The sequence below is a fragment of the Phenylobacterium sp. genome (genome assembly GCF_965284355.1).
In the GTDB taxonomy this organism is placed as follows: Bacteria; Pseudomonadota; Alphaproteobacteria; order Caulobacterales; family Caulobacteraceae; genus Phenylobacterium.
The window spans coordinates 3440806-3459432 of record NZ_OZ260078.1 but is presented as its reverse complement, the minus strand read 5'-3'; the positions used below and the strand labels follow the sequence as shown (position 1 = coordinate 3459432).

Below are 18627 nucleotides of genomic sequence, written 5' to 3'. Positions count from 1 at the left end.
GCAAGGGTGGCGCTAGAAGAGCACGCGGGGGTTCAGGATGCGCCTGGGGTCCAGCGCCTGCCGGATCGCCCGCTGCGCCTCCAGCTCGACCTGAGATTTGTAGCGCGCGCCCTCGGCCGTCTTCATCGCGCCCAGGCCATGTTCGGCGCTGATCGAGCCGCCCAGCCTCGCCACCAGGTCGTGAACGATCCGCGAGCCGGCGTCGCGCTTCGCCGCATGTTCGGCGTCCGAACCGCCGTCGGGCCGCAGCACGTCGTAGTGGATGTTGCCGTCGCCCACATGGCCGAAGGCGGCGATCCTGGCGCCCGGCGCGAAGGCTTCCATGGCCGCCGTCGCCTCGGCCAGGAAGGCCGGGACGCAGCTCACGGGCACCGAGACGTCGTGCTTCCAGGTCGCGCCCTCCGGCTTCTGGGCCGGCGACTGGTTCTCGCGGATGGCCCACAGGGCCTTGGCTTGGGTTTCGGTCTGCGCCACGACGGCGTCGCGGACCAGCCCGGCCTCAAGCCCCTCGGCCAGGAACCGCTCCATGGCGGCCTCGGCCGACCCGGGCTCGCCGGAAGAAAACTCGGCCAGTACGTACCAGGGGTGCGGCCCCGCCAGCGGATCGCGCGTGCCGGCGATGTTGCGCAGCGCAAAGTCGATGCCCAGGCGGCCCATCAGCTCGAAGGCCTCGACGGCTCCGCCCGTCTCGTCCTTGGCCCGCGCGAGCAGTGTGATCGCATCCTCCGGGCTACCTACCCCGATCATCGCCACCGCCCGGGACGCCATCACGGGATAGAGCTTGAGCGCCGCCGCCGTGACGACGCCCAGCGTGCCCTCGGCCCCGATCAGCAGCTGCTTCAGGTCGTAGCCGGTGTTGTCCTTGCGCAGGCGCTTCAGGCCATTCCAGACCTCGCCGTTCGGCAGCACGGCCTCCAGGCCCAGCACCAGGTTGCGCGTCATCCCATAGCGCAGCACCTGGGTGCCGCCCGCGTTGGTCGAGACAACACCACCGACCGTCGCCGTGCCTTCCGACGCCAGCCCCAGCGGGAAGCGCCTGCGCACCTCGGCCGCCGCGGCATGGACCTCCGACAGGGTCACGCCGGCCTCGGCCACCAGCGCGTCATCGCGGGCGTCCACGTCCCGGATCGCCTTCAGCCGCTCGGTCGACAGCAGGATCTCGCCCTGTGGGATCTGGCCGCCGACGAGACCGGTGTTGCCGCCCTGCGTCGTGATCGGCTGGCCCGCCTCGAAGCAGACGCCGACGACGGCGGCCACCTGTTCGGTCGTCTTCGGCAGCGCCAGGAACGGCGTCTGCCCCACCCAGCGATCCCGCCATTCCACGAGCTTCGGCGAAATCCGCTCGGGATCCTCGCTCCAGGCGCCCTCGCCCAGCACGGCTTTCAGGCGCGAGATCACATCGGCGGGGACTGGGGCGGTCATAGGGTCAATCTAGCCCTCGCCGCTCAGCCGACAAACCCCGCTGCGCGCTTCAGGCGGTCGTTGATCGCCTCGCCAAGGCCTTCGTCGGGGATGGGGGCGATCGCGATGCCGCTCGGCGCTGTCCGATCCGCCGCACGCAGGTAGGCGAACAGGTTGGCGGCGGCCTCGGCCAGGTCGCCACGGGGGCTGAGGTTGAACGGCCCCGTCCCTGAGGGACCGAACGACAACCAGGCCTCGCCGTCGGCGGGCTCGGATGCGTCCAGCCGCACCGGCGCGTTGGGCGCGTAGTGGCGGGTCAGGCGGCCCGGAGAGCGCTTGGCGTCGGCCTCGGCCTCGGCAAGCGTCCCGATCACCGCCTCGATCTGCGCGCGCGTCACCGCCCCCGGGCGCAGCAGCCGCGGCTGGTCCAGTAGGGCCACCACCGTCGACTCCAGCCCGATCCGGCAGGCCCCGCCATCCAGCGCCGCCGCCGTGGCAGAGCCGGTCTCCTCGACGGCGTCCGCGTAGGTCGTGGGACTGGGCCGGCCCGAGCGGTTCGCCGACGGCGCCACGACCGGCCCGCCGACGGCCTCGATCAGCGCCTGCGCCAGCGGGTGCCCCGGCGCGCGCACCGCCACCGTGTCCAGCCCGGCCCGCGCTAGGTCGCAGACCGCCTGCTCATCCGCCACCGGCAGCACCAGCGTCAGCGGCCCGGGCCAGAAGGCCCGCGCCAGCGCCTCAGCCCGGTCGTCGAACCGCGCGATCCGCCGCGCCATCGCCACGTCGGCTACATGGGCGATCAAGGGGTTGAAGCTGGGCCGGCCCTTGGCCTCATAGACCGCCGCCACGGCGAGCGCATTCCCCGCATCCGCCGCCAGCCCGTACACGGTCTCGGTGGGCATCAGCACCAGGCCGCCGTAGCGGATCGCCCGCGCGGCGTGGGCGACATCCGCCCCTAGGGCGCGCGAGCCGCCTTCAGGTCGATGCGCACGCTCACCTTCGCCGGAATCTGATCGCTGCTCGTCCACTCGCCCTGTCCAACGCCGAACGCGGTCCGGTCGAGGCTGGTTACACCGGCCACCGTCGCCCTGTCGCCGTCGATCGTCAGGCGGAACGGCAGCGACAGCGGTTTCGACACGCCGCGCAGACTGAGCTTGCCCCGCGCCAAATAGCGTCCCTCGCCCGTCTTCTCGAAGCGGGTGGCGGTGAACGTGGCCTTGGGATGGCTGGCCGTGTCGAACCAGTCGGACGACGGAAGGCTGGCGTCGCGCTGGTCGTCGCCGGTGCGCGCCGAAGCCATGTCGATGCCCACCGTAACCTTGGCGGCCGCCAGATCGTCAGGGTCGAACACGATGTCCGCGGTCCAGCGCTCGAACCGCCCCTGGATCGGCTCGCCGCCCCAGGCCGTCGCGAAGCCCAGCGTCGAGCCGCCCCGCACGGCCCATCGCGGACTTGGCTTGACCGTCGCCGCCGCGGCCACCGGCGGAGACGACGCGACCTGCGCCACCGGCTCAGGCGTCTCGATCGCCGCCACGGGAGGCGGCAGCGGGGCCTGCGCCCGCCGTGGCGGATCATACAGGCGGCCGAACGCGAAGACGGCCACCAGCCCCAACACCACCGCCAGCAGACGGGGCTCCCACCACCGCCCAGTCACGGCGCCCGGGGCCATCCGCGGCAACACCGGCGCGTCACGGTCCACGAAATGGTGCTTCAGCGCCCCGGCCACGTGCAGGGCGGCCAGCCCGTAGGCGCCCTTCATGATCGCCTCGTGCGCCACCTCCGCGCCCTCGCGCCAGGTCTCCTTGGCCGCCGGCGCCAGGTCCGACAGGCCCGGCAGGTGCGGCCACGGAATCGCGCCGAAGAGCAGCGTCGGCACTTCGATGCGGCTTGCCGAGACCATGATCCAGCCGGTGACCGGCATCAGGATCATCACCGCGTAGAACGCCCAGTGCACCACGTGCGACGCCGTCCGCTCCCAGCGCGCCAGACCTGCGGGTTCGGGAGGCGGGCGATGCATCAGCCGCCACGCCAGCCGCGCCAGGCTGAGCAGTAGGATCGTGATCCCGATGGACTTGTGGAACTGGGTGACCGCGAACGCCTCGGGCGTCCGGTCCTCCATCCGCCCGGCCAGGACGACCTGCAGCGCGATCAGCGCGGCGATGGTCCAGTGCAATGCGATGGCGACGCCAGAGTAGCGCGCCGGAGACGGCTGGCTCATTTCTTCACGAACTCGACTTCGAACTCCAGGTCCACCACGTCGCCGGCGAACGGCCGCGCCTGGGTGACCCCGAACTCGGACCGCTTGATCTTGCCCTGCCCGGAAAAGCCCATCCGGGTGCCAGCGCCGAGCAGACCCGGCCCGACGCCGTTGAACGCCACGTCCAGGGTCACCGGCTTGGTCACCCCATGGAACGTCAGATCCCCTGTCAGCTGGCCCTTGCCGTCTGCGTCGGCGATGAGGTCGGTCGAGTTGAACAGGATCACCGGATACTTGTCGGGTTCGAAGTAGCCCGCGACCGTGCGGTTGAAGATGTTGTCTTCGGTGTCGATCGACTTTGGGTCCACCGAGATCGTCACCTTGGTCGCCTGCCAGCTGGCCGGGTCATAGCTGAAGCTGCCCGACAGGCGGTTGAAGCGCATGGTGTAGCGCGAGAACCCGCCCATATGCGGCACCCTGATCACCAGGCTGGCGTGGCGCGGGTCCAGGACGTACTCGCCGGCGGGCGCCTTGGCGGGATCGCGGGTGGTGGGGTCGGCGGCCGCCGCGCCCCCGGCCAGCAGGGCGAGGGTGAAGGCGAGGACAAGGCGTCGAAGCATCGGTCGGCTCTCTGCGATTGCGGGCATCATACGCGCCGCGGCGGACGGCGCGCGTGTTAATGCCGCCGATCAGCGCCTCGGACGTGGGCGGCGGTGGGATTTTTCAGCTTCCCTCGGCGGGCTGCCCGGCTAGAAGGCGCTCGAGCTTTCGGAGACCCGTGTCATGACCTTCCGCGCCCCCGTCCGCGACCTCGCCTTCGCGCTGAAGACCGTGGGTCATCCGCAGCTTCTGGAGCGGGCCTTTCCCGACCTGGACGACGATACCGTCCAGGCCGTCCTCGAGGCCGCCGCCGCCTTCGCCGACGGTGAGCTGGCCCCTCTGAACCGCCAGGGGGACCAGCAGGGCGCCCGCTACGAGAACGGCAAGGTCAGTGCGGCGCCCGGCTTCGCCGAAGCCTACAAGCACTTCGTCGAGCAGGGCTGGAACTCGCTGAGCGCCAGCCCGGCCTACGGCGGCCAGGGCCTGTCGAAGGCCATGGAGCTTTCGGTCTTCGAGATGGTGCACGCCGCGAACATGGCCTTCGGCCTCTGCCCCATGCTGACCCAGGCCGCCATCGAGGCGCTGGCCCAGCACGGAACCGAGCGCCAGAAGCGTCTGGTGCTGCCCAAGCTGGTGTCGGGCGAGTGGACGGGCGCCATGTGCCTGACCGAGCCCCACGCCGGCACCGACCTCGCGGCGCTCACCTCCATGGCGCGGCCTGACGGAAACGGCGGCTGGCTGCTGACCGGCCAGAAGATCTTCATCACCTGGGGCGACCACGACGCCGCCGACAACATCTGCCACCTGGTCATCGCCCGCACGCCCGACGCGCCGCCCGGGGTGAAGGGCATCAGCCTGTTCCTGACCACCAAGTTCGAGGTGAAGGACGACGGCGCCCTGGGCCCCCGCAACGACTTCCGGCCCGTCTCGATCGAGCACAAGCTGGGCATCCACGGCTCGCCCACCTGCATCATGGCCTATGAGGACGCCAAGGCCGAGCTGGTCGGCGAACTGGGACAGGGCCTGGCCCACATGTTCGTGATGATGAACGCCGCGCGCCTGCAGGTGGGCGTCCAGGGCGTCGCCATCGCCGAACGCGCCTTCCAGCAGGCCCTGACCTTCTCCCAGGACCGCAAGCAGGGCCGCCCCGCCTTCGACGACGCCCAGGGGATGATCTACGGCCATCCCGACGTGCGACGCACCCTGATGCTGTCGAAGGCCAAGATCGAGGCCGCCCGCGGCGTCTGCCTGACCGTCGGCGTCCTGTCCGATCTGGCCGAACACGCCGGCAGCGACCAGGAGCGCGCCGCCGCCCGCGCGCGCCAGGAGTTGCTGACGCCCATCGCCAAGGCCTGGTCCACCGACATCGGCGTCGAGGTCGCTTCCGCCGGCGTCCAGGTGCACGGCGGCATGGGCTTCATCGAGGAGACCGGCGCGGCCCAGCACTACCGCGACGCCCGTATCGCCCCGATCTACGAAGGCACCAACGGGATTCAGGCCATGGACCTGGTCGGCCGCAAGGTGCGCCTGAATGGCGGCGAGACTCTGCGCGCGCTGTGCGGAGAAATGGCCCTCACCGCCGAGACCCTGACTCAGACGCCCGGGTTGGACGGCGTCGGCCGCCGCCTCGGCGCCGGGATCGCCGCCCTGGAACGTGCCACAAACTGGCTGGTCGCCGCCGACAACATTTCGGCGCTGGCCGCCGCCACCCCATTCCTGAAGCTGGCCGGCGACGTCTGCGGCGGCTGGATCCTTGGCCGTCAGGCCCTGGCCGCGGCGGGCTCGGACGACCCATGGCTGAAGAGCAAGGGTGCCCTGGCGCGGCTTTATGCCAGCCAGGTGCTCACCGCCGCCCCCGGCCTGGCCGACGCCATCACCGAGAGCGGGCCGGATCTGGCCGAGACCCACGCGGCCGCGCTGGCGGGATAGCCGCCCAGCGGCCTCCTACGCTGCCGCCAGCGACGGCAGATCGTGCAGCGACGAGTCCAGACCCTTGCCCATCAGATCGATGAAGTTGTCGCGATAGAAGGCTCGCTTCCCGACCTCGCTCACGCCCGCCAGGCTGTCGTTGAACCGCTTCAGCGGATTGCGGCCGCCCTCGATGTGCGGGAAGTCCGACGAGAACAGCACCATTTCCTGGCCCGAGTTCTCCATGATCCAGCGGACGTCCTCGTGCGGATAGGGCGTCACCCGCAGCTGCCGGCGCAGGATGTTGGACGGCGTGTCCGACAGCTTCTGCAGCCGCTCCTCCTTGCCGAACGCCGCGCAGCCCGAGTCCAGGAACTTCATCAGGCTGGGCAGCCACGAGGCGCCCAGCTCGATCGCGCCCCACTTGAGGCGCGGGAAGCGGTCGAACACCCCGTCGATCACCAGGGCCGACAGCGTCTGCCAGACGCTGAGCGGGATCGCCATGAAGGTGAGCGAGGTGAAGTTCTCGTCGCCGCCGTGGAAGTCCTTCACGAAGGGCAGCCCGTTCTCCAGGTAGTCCTTGTGCATCTTCTCCTCCCCGCCGACGTGGAAGAGGATCGGCACGCCCGCCTCCTGGGCCAGCGCCCACAGCGGGTCCAGCTCGCGGTGGCTGGGCGAGAAGCCGGGCGGGTGGCGCGAGGGAATCACCAGCGCCTTGCAGCCCAGGGCCAGCGCCTCTTTGGCGATTTCCGGCGCCCGCTTCCGATCGATCAGCGGCACGTAGCCGGTCCCCAGCAGGCGGCGATCGACGCTGCAGAACTCGGCCATCATGCGGTTGTGGCCGCGGGCGGCCTCGGCGGCCAGCTCCACCTCGCCCATCTGCTCCAGCCCGAAGTTCGAAAGACAGGCGGTGGTGAACACCAGCTGGCTGGTGAAGCCCAGATAATCCAGGGTCTTGGGCCGCTGGTCGGCGTTGAAGGCGCCCAGGGCCTCATAGTTCTTGCGCAGCAGGATGTTGGCCTCGGCGCCGGCCAGGAACTCGGGGTCGCGCGAGGTCTCGGCCGCCTTGGCGAACCACTCGGGCAGCACGTCCTTGCGGCCGGTCTTGGCCACGAAATCGTCGCGGAACTTGGGATCCAGGTAGCGGTTGATCGTGCCCGGCAGTTCCATGATGTGGCTGTCGGCGTCGTGGACGGTCTGGCCTTCGACATAAGCCATGGCGCAATCTCCCCGGATGTCTTCTCTCGTTGGCCGTCATTCCGGACCTTCAAATTCCGCACGTCAAGGATTCTGGGCCCGCCATCCCGCGCAGGTGGCCGCCGATCTGATCGGCTGGGAGGTCTATGTGAGCGGCGTCGGCGGTCGCATCGTCGAGACCGAGGCCTACCACCACGAGGACCCTGCCTCGCACAGCTTCAGCGGCCAGACGCCCCGGAACGCCGTGATGTTCGGCCCGCCGGCGCATGCCTACGTCTATCGGAGCTATGGGATCCACTGGTGCCTGAACGTCGTCTGCGGGGAGGCCCCCGGCAGCGCCGTCCTGATCCGGGCCATCGAGCCGCTCCATGGGCTGGAAGAAATGCGCGAGCGCCGCAACCTCGCCGATCCGAAAGCCCTCTGCTCGGGCCCCGGCAAGCTCTGTCAGGCGATGGCCGTCACCCGCGCGCATGACGGGCTGCCGCTCGACCGTGCGCCGTTCGAATTGCGGGAGGGCCAGTCGCGAGGGCTCATCGCAGGCCCCCGCATCGGTATCACCAAGGCCGCCGAAACGCCCTGGCGGTTCGGAGAGGCCGGCTCGAAGTTCGTGAGCCGGCCGTTCCCCCGCTAGACGTTTCGGGGTCGGCAAACCATGGTGCGTGGATGACCCTGGCCACCAAGCACCGCATCTACACGACCAGCTTCGCCAGCGTGTATCCGCTCTACGTCGCCAAGGCGGAGAAAAAGGGTCGCACGAGGGCCGAGGTCGACGAGGTCATCCTCTGGCTCACGGGCTACAGCCCCGCCGGGCTCGAGGCCCAGATCGCCGTGCGCACCGACTTCGAGACCTTCTTCGCGAAGGCCCCCGCCCTCAATCCGGCGCGCGCCGAGATCAAGGGCGTGGTCTGCGGGGTGCGGGTGGAAGAGGTCGCCGAGCCGCTGATGCGCGAGATCCGCTACCTGGACAAACTCATCGACGAACTGGCCAAGGGCAAGGCGATGGCCAAGATCCTGCGTCAGCCCGGCTAGTCAGCCGCCGGTCGCGTCCACGACGATGGTGACCGTCTTGCCCCGCGAGTGCGGCTCCCATCCCGCGGCCATGGCCGATGCGATGGCCTTCGCCACCAGAGCCGGCGCAATCTGCGAGGCATGCAACAGCGGCGCGCCGAAGCGGCGCTGGGGCCCGGGGGGGAACTCGATGACCACCTCGCGCTGCCCCTCCTTGTGGCGCACCGCGATCGCCATGCCCCGCCAGCCGGCGGCATCGCTGGACCACGCCGGCTGACGCTGCAGCTTCCAGACAAAGGACTCGCCGTCGACGTCGATGTCGAACTCCGGGCTTTGTTTCATGCGCGCCATGCGGGGGAGTTAGCCCGGCGCGCCGCAACAGGCCACCCCGCGTCCGCTTTCGCCACACGCGCAACGCCGTTCGCCGGCTTTAACCAGCGAGCAAGGCGAACCCGTGCATGGTGCTCTCACCACTCCGCCGGATATCCACAGTGAACCTCGCCGAACACCTCGTCGTACCGACCGAAGACGTCATGTCCGCCCTGACCGCCGAGCTTGCGGTCGCCCGGGAAGCCTGCGCGCGCCTCGACGGCGCCATGGTGAGTGTGCTGGAAGGCGCCAGCTCCGAGCAGCGCGGAACGCTCCTGGGAGAACTGCACGTCGTAGACCGTCTGAATCAGCAGTTGGAAGCTCTCGACACGTTCCTGCGTCGGGTCGACTGCGGCGAGTCGCTGCTGGAGATTGGCAAGGCGCTGCCCGCCATCACGCTGGCCGAGGTGGCCGAGCGCATGGGCGCCGCCCTCAGCATGGCCGCCGTGGACGCCCCGCCCCCGCCCATGGGCGACTGCGAGTACTTCTGACGCCGCCCGGCGCTTACTCGGCCGCCTGGCCGAAGGCGCCGCCCAGGTCCAGCATGCCGCGCCCGTAGACGTCGTCGACGCCCGCGTCGCCCGCGTCGCGGGCCGACGCGAGCAGCCGCGCGGCGATGTCGCGGCCCGCCATCTGCGGCCAGGCCTCCATCATCAGCGCCAGGCCGCCGGCGACGTAAGAGGTCGAGAACGACGTCCCCGACACCAGCTGGCACTTGGCCGCGCAATCGGTCAGCACCCACTCGCCGGGCGCGGCGACGTACCAGGCCTTCACCTGCCCGGCCCGGTTGGACCAACTGGCGATCGATCCGTAGTAGCCGGTGGCCCCCGCCACCAGGATCGAGCCCGAATAGCGCGGATCGATCGCGTACATGGCCGGCCAGCTTGGGTCGGGGCCGCTCCGGTTTCCCGCAGCGATCACGACCACCGCGCCGCCATCCACCAACCGCTGGAGCGAGGCTTCGAACGCCGCCCCCAGCGGCTTGCCGTGCTGGAGCGGCAGCACCACCACCCGGGCTTTTTGCTCGGCGGCGTAGTCGAGGCCGCGGGCGAGATCGCTGGGCCGGAAGGCGCACTTGCCGTTCAGGCCGCCCTCCACGTCGGCCCGAACGGCCAGAAGGGTGGCGTTGTAGGCCACCCCCACCATGCCCCGCCCGTTCAGCGCCGCGGCCAGGGGCGCGGCGGTGTAGGCTCCGTGCGGGTCGGTGACAGGCGCCTTGCGGCCCGGCACCACATCGGTCGAGTGCCGGGAGACGTTGCGCAGCACTTCGGTCTGGGCGGTGGCGACGCCGCAATCGAGGATCGCCACTGTCACGCCCTTGCCGGTCAGGCCGGCGTCGTAGGCCGCCCGGGCCCCGATCGCCTCGAGGCCCCAGCTCTTGCGGTATTCGTCGGAGTTGGTGCGGGGCCCGCGCGTCTCGGCGGCAAACCCTGGCAGCAGAGCCGCCAGGACCGCGATCAGGCTGAGCCCCGCCTGCAACATCAGAGCTGCGCCAGCATGTAGTCGGCCGACGAGACCTTGAACTCGCCGCCCTGCTCGACGTTGAGCTCGGTGACGACGCCGTCCTTGACGATCATCGAGTAGCGCTGCGAGCGCTTGCCCAGCCCGAACTTCGAGCCGTCCATTTCCAGGCCGACCGCTTCGGTGAAGGCGCCGTTGCCGTCGCCCAGCATGATGATGTCGTCCCCCACCGCCTGATCCTCGCCCCAGGCCCGCATCACGAAGGCGTCGTTCACCGACAGGCAGGCGATCTCGTCGACGCCCTTGCCCTTCAGGTCGGGGGCGTGCTGCTTGAAGCCCGGGAGGTGCTTGGCTGAGCAGGTCGGGGTGAAGGCGCCCGGCACGGCGAACAGGGCGACCGTCCGGCCCTTGAAGAAGTCCTCGGTCTGGACCGGCTTCGGCCCCTCGGCCGTCGCCTGGGTGAGGGTCACGTTCGGCAGCTTGTCGCCCACTTTGATCGCCATGGGGGTCTCTCCTTCGAAGGGTTGCAGGCGTGCAGATAAGCAAGAACCCCGGCCGAGGTAACCTCGATTTCAAGAGAGACGAGCGTGCGCCCCTTGAAGTCGCCACGTTCCCGCAGAATCTTCACATCAGGATGGAAAGCGCGTTCCTCTCGGGCCAGTTGCTTATCGCCATGCCGGGGATCGGCGATCCCCGGTTCGAGCGCTCGCTGATCCTGCTCTGCGCCCATGACGCCGACCACGCGATGGGCATCGCCGTGAACCGGCCGCTGGAGGGCGTGACCGTCCCCGACTTGCTGGAGCGGCTGGAGATCGAGATCGACGGCGACGTCGAGGCGGACCTGGTGCTGATCGGCGGCCCGGTCGATGTCGATCGCGGCTTCGTGCTGCATACGGACGACTATCACGCCGAACACAGCGTCGCCGTCGAGGGCGGCCTGGCGCTCACCACCACCCGCGACGTGCTGCAGGCCATGGCCGGGCCGGACCATCCGCGCCGGGCGATCCTGGCCCTGGGCTACGCCGGCTGGGGCGCCGGCCAGCTGGAGCGCGAGATCCGCGAGAACGTGTGGCTCACCGTCGAAGCCGACGAGGCCCTGGTCTTCGACGACGACTACGACACCAAGTGGACCCGCGCCCTCGCCAAGCTGCGCATCGACCCCAAGTTCCTGAGTTCGGAGGGCGGGCGGGCTTAGAACCTGTCCGGTTGAGATGGAGTCATCTGAGCCGGATGAACAGGCTCGATCTCTTTGATTTAGAGCGCGCTTCGGGGGCGAAACCGGCCTCCACTTTCGCCCAACGCGCTCTAGCCGCGGGCCTTCACCGGCGCGGCGCCGTCGACGTAGCTCTCATTGAGATAGACCTCGGCCTCCTGGGCCGACAGGGCCGGCGCATAGCCGAAGCCCTGGCCGTAGTCGCAGCCCACTGACAGCAACTGCCGCGCCATGCCGGCGTTCTCCACGCCCTCGGCCACCACTTCCAGCGACAGATCCTGGCCCAGCTTCACGACCGAGCTGACGATCTTCGCCGAGCCTTCGTTGGTGGCCATGGTGCGGACGAAGTAGCGGTCGATCTTCAGCGTGTCGAAGGGCAGCCGCGTCAGGTAGCTGAGCGAGGAGAAGCCGGTGCCGAAGTCGTCCAGCGCCAGGGCCGCGCCGGCGGCGCGCAGGTTGCGAAGCACCACGGCGGCCCGGTCGGGATCGCGCATGACGTCGCTCTCAGTGACCTCCAGCTTCAGCGCGCCGGGCGGAAGGTCGGTGGCCTGGCGGATCGAGACGACGTCAGAGACCAGGTCGGGCCGGTCGATCTCGCCGGTCGACAGATTCACGGCGACGGTCAGCTCGCCGGCGGCGCGGTGCCGCTTGCGCCAGGTCGACAGCTGGCTGGACGCCTCGCGCATCATCATGGCGCCCAGTTCCGGCATCAGCCCCATCTCTTCGCAGAGCGGCAGGAACTGCTCGGGCATCAGCAGACCGCGGCGCGGGTGGCGCCAGCGGACCAGGGCCTCGAAGCCCGACAGCGCGCCCGTCGAGAGCCGCACGATGGGCTGGTAGAACGGCATCAGTTCGCCGCGGCGCAGCGCGCCCTTGAGGTCGCCCTCGAGGGCCAGGCGCGACAGGCCGTCGGTTTCCAGGCTGCGGCCGTAGGCGGCGGCGCCGCCGCGGCCATTGCTCTTGGCCGATTCCACCGCCAGCTCGGCGCGGCGCAGCAGCTCGGCCGCCTCCGGCGCGTCGATGCCGCCCTGGGCTTCCACGGCCCCGATCGACAGGGTGGGATGGATATCGAAGCCCGCGACCCTCAACGGCTGCTCGAGGGCGCGGCGCAGCGTCTCGGCGCCCGGCGAGGCGCCCACGGGCGCCAGGGCGGCGAACTCGTCCTCGCCGATCCGGGCGAGCAGAGCGCCGGGGGGGAAGGCCGCGGCCAGGCGCGAGCCCAGCGCAGCCAGCACCAGGTCGGCGCGTTCGTGGCCCAGCGCCTCGTTCAGGCGGCGCAGGCGATCCAGGTCGGCGACGATCAGCTCGTGATGACCCGGCGCCTGCAGGCGCTCGCGAGCCAGGGCGATGAAGCTCTTGCGGTCGGCCAGACCCGTCAGGTGATCCAGGCCCGAAGCGGCGAAGCGCACTTCGGCGGCGACCACGCCGGCCGCGCGCACGCCCTCCTCCAGCCAGACGCCACGCCAGATGCAGGGCTCGCCGCCGCGCAGGCGCAGCCGCACGGCGACTTCCTCGCCGGGCTCCTGCACCCGCAGGATATCCTCGGCGACGGCGCGGTCCTGGGGCAGGGCCAGAGCCCGCAATGCAGCGGACGAGCAGTCGGGGGCGAGCGGGCCCAGGCCGAGCGCGCGGGTGGCGCCGGTGAGGCGCAGACGGTCCTTCTCCGGCTCCCAGACCCAGAGCGCGACTTCCGCCGCTCCCAAGGCCTCGAGCGTGGCCGTGGCGTCCCACATCCAGCGATCGTTCGCCATGCCGTCCCGAAACGAAGCCCGCGCCACGGCGCCGGTCAGATCAGACCGACACCCCCTCGTCCGGACCCTCGTGGCCCCGATAGGGGGTCAGGCGTCCGAACAGGACATGGTCTCGCCATGCGCCGTTAATTTTAAGATAAGCCTGGGCAAATCCCTCCTCCTTGAACCCCGCCATTCCGAGCAGAGTCCGGGACGGCGCGTTGTCGGGAATGCAGGCGGCTTCCAGCCTGTGGAGGGCCAAGGTGCGGAACGCGAACTCGCACAGCGCCCGCACCGCGGCCAGGGTCAGGCCCTGGCGCGTGTACGTCTTGCCGCACCAGTAGCCGACCGACCCCATCTGGGCGACGCCACGCCGCACGTTCGACAGCGTGATGCCCCCGGTGAGGGCGTCGTCCGAGGCGCGGAAGACGAAAAACGGGTACGCCACCCCGGCTTCGCGGTCGCGAGCATAGGCCAGAAGGCGGCGCCGGAAGGCGGCCCGGGAGAGGTCATCCGTGGGCCACGTCGGCTCCCAGGGCTGCAGAAACCCCCGGCTGGCGGCCCGCAAATCGCGCCACTCGGCATAGTCCGTGGCCCGCGGCGGCCGCAGGCGCACACCCTCGCCTTCGATGCGAAGGCCGCTCTCGGGCGCGATCCAGTCCAGCAGGGCCATGCGACGGAGGGTCGCGCAAATCGCCGTCGCGTCAAGCCCGCGGCGCCAGGGGCCCCCGACCCGCGCCGCCGGCGGCCGATCCCAGACTGGGCGGACGCTTTGCCGCACCTGGACGCACAGGCGTCAAACGTGGCCTTAACACCGTGCGATCCATGTTCTTCGGACTACGGAAGGAACGTCCAACGTGCGTGGACCTGTCGGGCATCATGGTCGGCTCTCGCGCCTGCGGGATCGACAGCGCGCTGGCGTCCTTGCCCGACGCGGCGGGCTCGCCCTGCGCAAGCCCGGGATCGATCCGAACCAGGCGGCGCTGGCCACACTGATCGGTCGGCTGCCGCTGCGGATCATCATGGTCGACCGCCAGATGCGGGTGCTGGCCGCCAGCAAATCGTCCGTCGGCGGGCTCCGCATGGGCAATGAAGACTTTCTCGGTCGCGACCTCTTCGAGATCGACCCGCTCTACTTCGGCCCCTACCGGCCTATCGCCGAGCGTTGCCTGGTCAACGACGAGACCTTCACCGCGCCGCGGGTTCGGGCCCGCCAGGCCGAGGGCGACGACGTCTGGCTCCGCACCGAGATCAGCCCCTGGCGCGATTCCCGCGGCGAGATCGGCGGTCTGGTCTCGGTGTCGGTCGAGATCACCGACGTCATGGAGAGCCTGGCCGCCAGTGAGCGCTCGGAGGCCCGGCTGAACCTGGCCCTCGAGATTGCCGAGGTTCATGTCTGGGAGCTCGACTTCCGGACGCGGGAGATGACCACGGCCGGGGCCAGCGCGACCTTCTTCGACGGCTCGATCTCGGACGCCGAGATCGCCGCCGATACCTCGATCACCATCCACCCCGACCATCGCGAGGAAATCTCGAAGGCCTGGGAAGAGGCCCTGCTGTCCGACACCCCCTACAAGCCCGAGTATCGGGTGAACCGCCGCGACGGGAAGGAGGTGTGGGCAGCCTGCACCTCGCGCCTAGTGCGCAACGACAAGGGCCAGCCGACCCAGTTGGTCGGCGCGATGCAGAACATTACCGCGCGCAAAGCGGCCGAGGCCGCGCTGCTCGCGGCCAAGGAAGAGGCCGAGGCCGCCAACCGGGCCAAGAGCGTGTTCCTGGCCACCATGAGCCACGAGATCCGCACGCCACTGAATGGCGTCCTGGGCATGGCCCAGGCCATGGCCGTCGACGAACTGTCTGATCCCCAGCGCACCCGCCTCGAGACCATCCGCCAGTCCGGCGAGACGCTGCTGGTGATCCTCAACGACCTGCTCGACCTGTCGAAGATCGAGGCCGGCAAACTGGAGCTCGAGGTCACCGACTTCCCGCTGCGTCCACTCCTGGACGGCGTGCGCGCCACATACTCCGATCTGGCCGCGCGCAAGGGCCTGCGGCTGGTGCTCGACGTTTGCCCGGCCGCGGCGGGCGTCTATCGCGGCGACTCCACGCGGCTGCGGCAGATCCTCTTCAACCTGGTCTCCAACGCTCTGAAGTTCACCCAGGTGGGCGAGGTTCGGCTGATCGTACAGCGGGATGGCGAGACTCTGGTCTGCGCGGTGCGCGACACCGGGATCGGTATACCGACCGATCGGCTGGCGCGCCTTTTCAACAAGTTCGAACAGGCCGACGTATCGACCACCCGGAAGTTCGGTGGGACGGGCCTGGGCCTGGCTATCAGCCGCGAGCTGGCGACGCTGATGGGGGGCGCGATCTCCGTGGAGAGTCAGCTCGGCGAAGGCAGCGAGTTCACCCTGCGCCTGCCCCTGAGACGCATCAGCGACGAGCCTGCGGCGCCTGCAATCCCAGCCCCGCCCCCGATCGCGCCGCAGCGGCCGCTACGGGTGCTGGCGGCCGAGGATAACAGCGTCAATCAGACGGTCTTGCGCACCCTCCTGCAGCAAACCGGCGTCGAGCCGGAGATCGTCGACGATGGCGCCGCCGCCGTCGCCGCCTGGCGCGCCGCAGAATGGGATGTGATCCTTATGGACGTTCAGATGCCGGTGATGGACGGTCCGGACGCAACCCGCGCTATCCGCGCAGCCGAAACCCAGAGCGGTCGGGCGCGCACGCCGATCATAGCACTCACCGCCAACGCCATGGCGCATCAGGTCGAGGAGTATGCCCAGGCGGGCATGGACGGTTTGATCGCCAAGCCCATCCGCGTCGGGGAACTGTTTGCCGCGTTGCAGGCCGTACTTGACGATGCTGAAGACGAGGAAGCGGCGGCTTAAGCGAACAGCGTCTGGAACGTGTCGGCCGCGGCCAGCGCAGGCTTGGGGCCCAGAATGGCGACGGCCGCCTTTCGCTCACCCAGGATACGCGCCATCAGGCGCGCGATCTGATCGGCGGTGACGGTGTCGACCTCGGCCGCGACGGCCTCCGAGTCCAGGGTCTTGCCGAACAGCAGCACCTGGCCGGCGGCCTGTTCGGCGCGAGCGAGCGCCGACTCGCGGCCCATGAACATCGAACCCTTGAGCTGGGCCTTGGCGCGGGAGAGCTCGGCTTCGCCCACAGGCTTCGTCAGCGCCTGGAGTTCGCCGGCCGTCACCTGGGCCAGTTCCGCCGCGTCCTTGGCGTCGCAGCCGGCGAAGACCCCCAGCGCGCCGATGTCGGCGTAGGTCTCCGAGTAGGCGTCGATGGCGTAGGCCAGGCCGCGCTTCTCGCGCGCTTCCTGGAACAGCCGTGAGGCCATGCCCCCGCCCAGCATCTCGGCCAGCAGGCGCAACGCGAAATAGTCTGGATCCATCACGCCCACCGCCGGCAGCAGCAGCACGATGTTGGCCTGCTCCAGGCGCTTGGCGACCGTACGGGTTCCGCCCACGAAGGCGGCGGCCGGGGCGTCGGCCACGCCCGCGCCGGCGGCCTCGCCGAAGTCGCGCTCGGCCAGCCTGATCAGCTCGTCCTCGTCCACCGCGCCGGCGGCGCTGACGATCAGGCTCTCGGGCGCATAGAGCGCCGCGCGCCAGTCGCCCAGGGTCTCGGGCGTCGCGCCCTTGATCGAACGGGGGGTGCCCAGGATCGGGCGGCCCAGGGGCTGGCCGTCGAAGGCCGCCTCCTGCGCCAGTTCGAACACCAGGTCGTCGGGCGTGTCCGCCGCCTCGGCGATCTCCTGCCCCACCACCTGCTTCTCACGGGCGAGGTCCTGGGCGTCCATGGTCGGCCGCAGGACCAGGTCGGACAGCACACGCGAGCCCAGATCCAGCCCGTCCTTCAACGCGCGGACCTGGAAGCTGGTGCGCTCATAGCCGGTGGCCGCATTGATGTGGCCGCCCTCGGCCTCGATGACCTCGACGATGTCGCGGGCCGAGCGCCCGCCGGCGCCCTTGAAGACCATGTGTTCGAGGAGATGCGACCAGCCCGACCGCGCGGCGTCTTCGAACCGGGCGCCACGCCCGGCCACGACCGAGAGCGCCACCGTCTGCCAGCCCGGGAGCGGATCGCACACCACCCGCACGCCGTTGGCCAGCGTATGTACTCTAGGCGTCAACCCGGGCCGCCTCCGCGAAGCTGCGCACGTAGTCCTTGATGGCCGCGGCATCGCCCGCGATTCGCTGGAACCGCTCGGGCCGATCCGCCAGGCTGGCCACCCCGCGAGGCAGCGCCGGCTCAACGCCGGTCGCCTTCTCCACGTCCTCGGGGAACTTGGCGGCATGCGCGGTCGAAAGCACCACAGTGGGGCCGTCCAGGGCGACGTGCTTGAGGCCCGCTATCGCCACCGCCGTATGCGGATCGATCAGCTCGCCAGTCTCGTCCAGGGTGGAGACGATGGTCGCCACCGTCTCGTCCTCGCCGACGGCGACGCCGGTGAAGGTCTGCTGCATGGCGGCCAGCGCCGCGGTCGGGATGTCGATGGCGCCGGCGGTCTTGAAGGTTTCGAAGGCCTGGCCTGTATCGGCGGCGTCGCGGCCCCCGGCCTCGAAGTAGAGCCGCTCGAAGTTGGAGGCCGACTGGATGTCCATGGCGGGCGACAGGGTGGCGTGCACGGCCCCGCCGGCGTAGCGGCCGGTCGTGAGCGCGCGCGCCAGGATGTCGTTGGAGTTGGTGGCCACCACGATCTGCTGGATCGGCAGGCCCATGCGCATCGCCACATAGCCCGCGAAGGCGTCGCCGAAGTTGCCCGACGGCACCACGAAGTTCACGGCGCGGTCCGGCGCGCCCAGGGCGACGGCGGTGGTGAAGTAGTAGACCGCCTGGGCCACGATGCGGGCGAAGTTGATCGAGTTGACGCCGGTGAGGTCGACCGCCTGCTTCAGCGACTTGTCCTGGAAGGCGTCCTTCAGGATGGCCTGGCAGTCGTCGAACGTGCCGGCCACCGACAGGCAGGCGATGTTGTCCTCGGTCGCGGTGGTCATGAACCGGCGCTGCACCTGGCTGATCCGGCCTTCGGGGAACATCACCACCACGCGGACATTCGTGGCCCCGCGGAACGCCTCGACGGCCGCGCCGCCGGTGTCGCCCGACGTGGCGCACAAGATCGTCTGCTTGCGGTTCTGCCGGCCCAGCAGGTGGTCGTACAGCTTGGCCAGGATCTGCATCGCCACGTCCTTGAAGGCGAGGCTGGGGCCGTGGAACAGCTCGGCGATGAAGGTTTGCGGGCCCACCTGCACCATCGGCACAACGGCCCTGTGGTGGAAACTGGCGTAGGCCTCTGCGCACATGCGGGCCATGTCGGCCGGCGCGATCTCGTCCCCGGCGAACTTGCCGAACACGGCGGCGGCCACCTCGGCGTAGGGCTTTCCCGCGAACGCCGCGATCTCGGCCTTCGTGAAGGTCGGCCAATCCTGCGGCACATAGAGGCCGCCGTCGGGCGCGAGCCCGCCCAGAACGGCGTCTGTGAAGCCGACGGCCGGCGACTGCCCACGGGTCGAGATATAGCGCATCAG

At 70.1% G+C, this 18627-nt stretch carries 18 protein-coding genes; 6 read left to right on the top strand and 12 right to left on the bottom strand.

The genetic code is table 11. The features are described 5' to 3' along the window. Positions 1 to 12 precede the first annotated feature (12 nt). The 4 genes from ACQ66R_RS17015 to ACQ66R_RS17000 are packed head-to-tail and all read right to left on the bottom strand — an operon-like array spanning position 13 to position 4218. Positions 13 to 1422 (bottom strand): FAD-binding oxidoreductase, encoded by a 1410-nt coding sequence (locus tag ACQ66R_RS17015; RefSeq protein WP_430423878.1) that lies wholly within the window; start codon positions 1420 to 1422, stop codon positions 13 to 15. 23 nt (positions 1423 to 1445) lie between these two features. Then, positions 1446 to 2429 carry an L-threonylcarbamoyladenylate synthase gene (locus tag ACQ66R_RS17010; protein WP_430423877.1) on the bottom strand — a complete coding sequence of 328 codons (984 nt, stop codon included), beginning with the start codon at positions 2427 to 2429 and terminating at the stop codon, positions 1446 to 1448. Further along, positions 2357 to 3619, bottom strand: a complete 1263-nt coding sequence (locus ACQ66R_RS17005) for a YceI family protein (protein ID WP_430423876.1) — start codon at positions 3617 to 3619, stop codon at positions 2357 to 2359. Before ACQ66R_RS17005 ends, ACQ66R_RS17010 begins: the two co-directional genes overlap by 73 nt. Further along, entirely contained in the window at positions 3616 to 4218 is a 603-nt protein-coding gene (locus ACQ66R_RS17000) for a YceI family protein (RefSeq protein ID WP_430423875.1), read from the bottom strand. Before ACQ66R_RS17000 ends, ACQ66R_RS17005 begins: the two co-directional genes overlap by 4 nt. A gap of 163 nt (positions 4219 to 4381) precedes the next feature. On the opposite strand from ACQ66R_RS17000, the gene ACQ66R_RS16995 reads away from it, so the two are divergent. Beyond that, positions 4382 to 6127: an acyl-CoA dehydrogenase gene (locus tag ACQ66R_RS16995; RefSeq protein WP_430423874.1), complete on the top strand. Its 1746-nt coding sequence runs from the start codon at positions 4382 to 4384 to the stop codon at positions 6125 to 6127. 15 nt (positions 6128 to 6142) lie between these two features. On the opposite strand, the gene ACQ66R_RS16990 is transcribed toward ACQ66R_RS16995, so the two are convergent. Further along, positions 6143 to 7324 (bottom strand): amidohydrolase family protein, encoded by a 1182-nt coding sequence (locus ACQ66R_RS16990; RefSeq protein ID WP_430423873.1) that lies wholly within the window; start codon positions 7322 to 7324, stop codon positions 6143 to 6145. On the opposite strand from ACQ66R_RS16990, the gene ACQ66R_RS16985 reads away from it, so the two are divergent. Further along, positions 7323 to 7934: a DNA-3-methyladenine glycosylase gene (locus ACQ66R_RS16985; protein ID WP_430423872.1), complete on the top strand. Its 612-nt coding sequence runs from the start codon at positions 7323 to 7325 to the stop codon at positions 7932 to 7934. The two genes, ACQ66R_RS16990 and ACQ66R_RS16985, sit on opposite strands and share 2 nt — an antisense overlap. 32 nt (positions 7935 to 7966) lie before the next feature. Beyond that, positions 7967 to 8332: a DUF2200 domain-containing protein gene (locus ACQ66R_RS16980; protein WP_430423871.1), complete on the top strand. Its 366-nt coding sequence runs from the start codon at positions 7967 to 7969 to the stop codon at positions 8330 to 8332. Here the strand turns inward: ACQ66R_RS16980 and ACQ66R_RS16975 are convergent, their stop codons facing one another. Further along, the gene (locus ACQ66R_RS16975; protein WP_430423870.1) at positions 8333 to 8653 is read right to left on the bottom strand and encodes a hypothetical protein; all 321 of its coding nucleotides are present in this window, start codon (positions 8651 to 8653) and stop codon (positions 8333 to 8335) included. It abuts the gene before it with no gap. A 191-nt stretch (positions 8654 to 8844) separates the two neighbouring features. Between ACQ66R_RS16975 and ACQ66R_RS16970 the strand changes: the two genes are divergently transcribed. Next, positions 8845 to 9171 carry a hypothetical protein gene (locus ACQ66R_RS16970; RefSeq protein ID WP_430423869.1) on the top strand — a complete coding sequence of 109 codons (327 nt, stop codon included), beginning with the start codon at positions 8845 to 8847 and terminating at the stop codon, positions 9169 to 9171. Positions 9172 to 9184: 13 nt separating this feature from the next. Here the strand turns inward: ACQ66R_RS16970 and ACQ66R_RS16965 are convergent, their stop codons facing one another. Together ACQ66R_RS16965 and ACQ66R_RS16960 are read right to left on the bottom strand one after the other, a co-directional pair. Further along, the gene (locus tag ACQ66R_RS16965; RefSeq protein ID WP_430423868.1) at positions 9185 to 10162 is read right to left on the bottom strand and encodes a S8 family peptidase; all 978 of its coding nucleotides are present in this window, start codon (positions 10160 to 10162) and stop codon (positions 9185 to 9187) included. Next, complete coding sequence (locus tag ACQ66R_RS16960) at positions 10162 to 10644, bottom strand: peroxiredoxin (protein WP_430423867.1); 483 nt, start codon at positions 10642 to 10644, stop codon at positions 10162 to 10164. Before ACQ66R_RS16960 ends, ACQ66R_RS16965 begins: the two co-directional genes overlap by 1 nt. Positions 10645 to 10775: 131 nt before the next feature. Between ACQ66R_RS16960 and ACQ66R_RS16955 the strand changes: the two genes are divergently transcribed. Next, positions 10776 to 11336 carry a YqgE/AlgH family protein gene (locus ACQ66R_RS16955; protein ID WP_430423866.1) on the top strand — a complete coding sequence of 187 codons (561 nt, stop codon included), beginning with the start codon at positions 10776 to 10778 and terminating at the stop codon, positions 11334 to 11336. A 110-nt stretch (positions 11337 to 11446) separates the two neighbouring features. Here the strand turns inward: ACQ66R_RS16955 and ACQ66R_RS16950 are convergent, their stop codons facing one another. Together ACQ66R_RS16950 and ACQ66R_RS16945 are read right to left on the bottom strand one after the other, a co-directional pair. Beyond that, complete coding sequence (locus tag ACQ66R_RS16950) at positions 11447 to 13105, bottom strand: putative bifunctional diguanylate cyclase/phosphodiesterase (protein ID WP_430423865.1); 1659 nt, start codon at positions 13103 to 13105, stop codon at positions 11447 to 11449. A 40-nt stretch (positions 13106 to 13145) separates the two neighbouring features. Continuing rightward, positions 13146 to 13757, bottom strand: coding sequence for a GNAT family N-acetyltransferase (locus ACQ66R_RS16945; RefSeq protein ID WP_430423864.1), 612 nt, complete (start codon positions 13755 to 13757; stop codon positions 13146 to 13148). Positions 13758 to 13941: 184 nt separating this feature from the next. On the opposite strand from ACQ66R_RS16945, the gene ACQ66R_RS16940 reads away from it, so the two are divergent. After that, positions 13942 to 15975, top strand: a complete 2034-nt coding sequence (locus ACQ66R_RS16940) for an ATP-binding protein (protein WP_430423863.1) — start codon at positions 13942 to 13944, stop codon at positions 15973 to 15975. On the opposite strand, the gene ACQ66R_RS16935 is transcribed toward ACQ66R_RS16940, so the two are convergent. Together ACQ66R_RS16935 and thrC are read right to left on the bottom strand one after the other, a co-directional pair. Further along, positions 15972 to 17231, bottom strand: a complete 1260-nt coding sequence (locus ACQ66R_RS16935; RefSeq protein ID WP_430423862.1) for a M16 family metallopeptidase — start codon at positions 17229 to 17231, stop codon at positions 15972 to 15974. The two genes, ACQ66R_RS16940 and ACQ66R_RS16935, sit on opposite strands and share 4 nt — an antisense overlap. Next, positions 17221 to 18624 (bottom strand): threonine synthase, encoded by a 1404-nt coding sequence (gene thrC, locus ACQ66R_RS16930; protein WP_430423861.1) that lies wholly within the window; start codon positions 18622 to 18624, stop codon positions 17221 to 17223. The genes ACQ66R_RS16935 and thrC overlap by 11 nt, the downstream gene beginning before the upstream one ends. Positions 18625 to 18627 lie beyond the last annotated feature (3 nt).

Coding starts and splice junctions, on each gene's coding strand:
- ACQ66R_RS16950 (WP_430423865.1), bottom strand. CDS start 13,105: ATGGCGAACGATCGCTGGATGTGGGACGCCACGGCCACGCTCGAGGCC.
- ACQ66R_RS16975 (WP_430423870.1), bottom strand. CDS start 8,653: ATGAAACAAAGCCCGGAGTTCGACATCGACGTCGACGGCGAGTCCTTT.
- ACQ66R_RS16945 (WP_430423864.1), bottom strand. CDS start 13,757: ATGGCCCTGCTGGACTGGATCGCGCCCGAGAGCGGCCTTCGCATCGAA.
- thrC (WP_430423861.1), bottom strand. CDS start 18,624: ATGCGCTATATCTCGACCCGTGGGCAGTCGCCGGCCGTCGGCTTCACA.
- ACQ66R_RS16985 (WP_430423872.1), top strand. CDS start 7,323: ATGGCGCAATCTCCCCGGATGTCTTCTCTCGTTGGCCGTCATTCCGGA.
- ACQ66R_RS16990 (WP_430423873.1), bottom strand. CDS start 7,324: ATGGCTTATGTCGAAGGCCAGACCGTCCACGACGCCGACAGCCACATC.
- ACQ66R_RS16955 (WP_430423866.1), top strand. CDS start 10,776: ATGGAAAGCGCGTTCCTCTCGGGCCAGTTGCTTATCGCCATGCCGGGG.
- ACQ66R_RS16980 (WP_430423871.1), top strand. CDS start 7,967: ATGACCCTGGCCACCAAGCACCGCATCTACACGACCAGCTTCGCCAGC.
- ACQ66R_RS17015 (WP_430423878.1), bottom strand. CDS start 1,422: ATGACCGCCCCAGTCCCCGCCGATGTGATCTCGCGCCTGAAAGCCGTG.
- ACQ66R_RS16965 (WP_430423868.1), bottom strand. CDS start 10,162: ATGTTGCAGGCGGGGCTCAGCCTGATCGCGGTCCTGGCGGCTCTGCTG.
- ACQ66R_RS16970 (WP_430423869.1), top strand. CDS start 8,845: ATGTCCGCCCTGACCGCCGAGCTTGCGGTCGCCCGGGAAGCCTGCGCG.
- ACQ66R_RS16960 (WP_430423867.1), bottom strand. CDS start 10,644: ATGGCGATCAAAGTGGGCGACAAGCTGCCGAACGTGACCCTCACCCAG.
- ACQ66R_RS17005 (WP_430423876.1), bottom strand. CDS start 3,619: ATGAGCCAGCCGTCTCCGGCGCGCTACTCTGGCGTCGCCATCGCATTG.
- ACQ66R_RS17000 (WP_430423875.1), bottom strand. CDS start 4,218: ATGCTTCGACGCCTTGTCCTCGCCTTCACCCTCGCCCTGCTGGCCGGG.
- ACQ66R_RS16995 (WP_430423874.1), top strand. CDS start 4,382: ATGACCTTCCGCGCCCCCGTCCGCGACCTCGCCTTCGCGCTGAAGACC.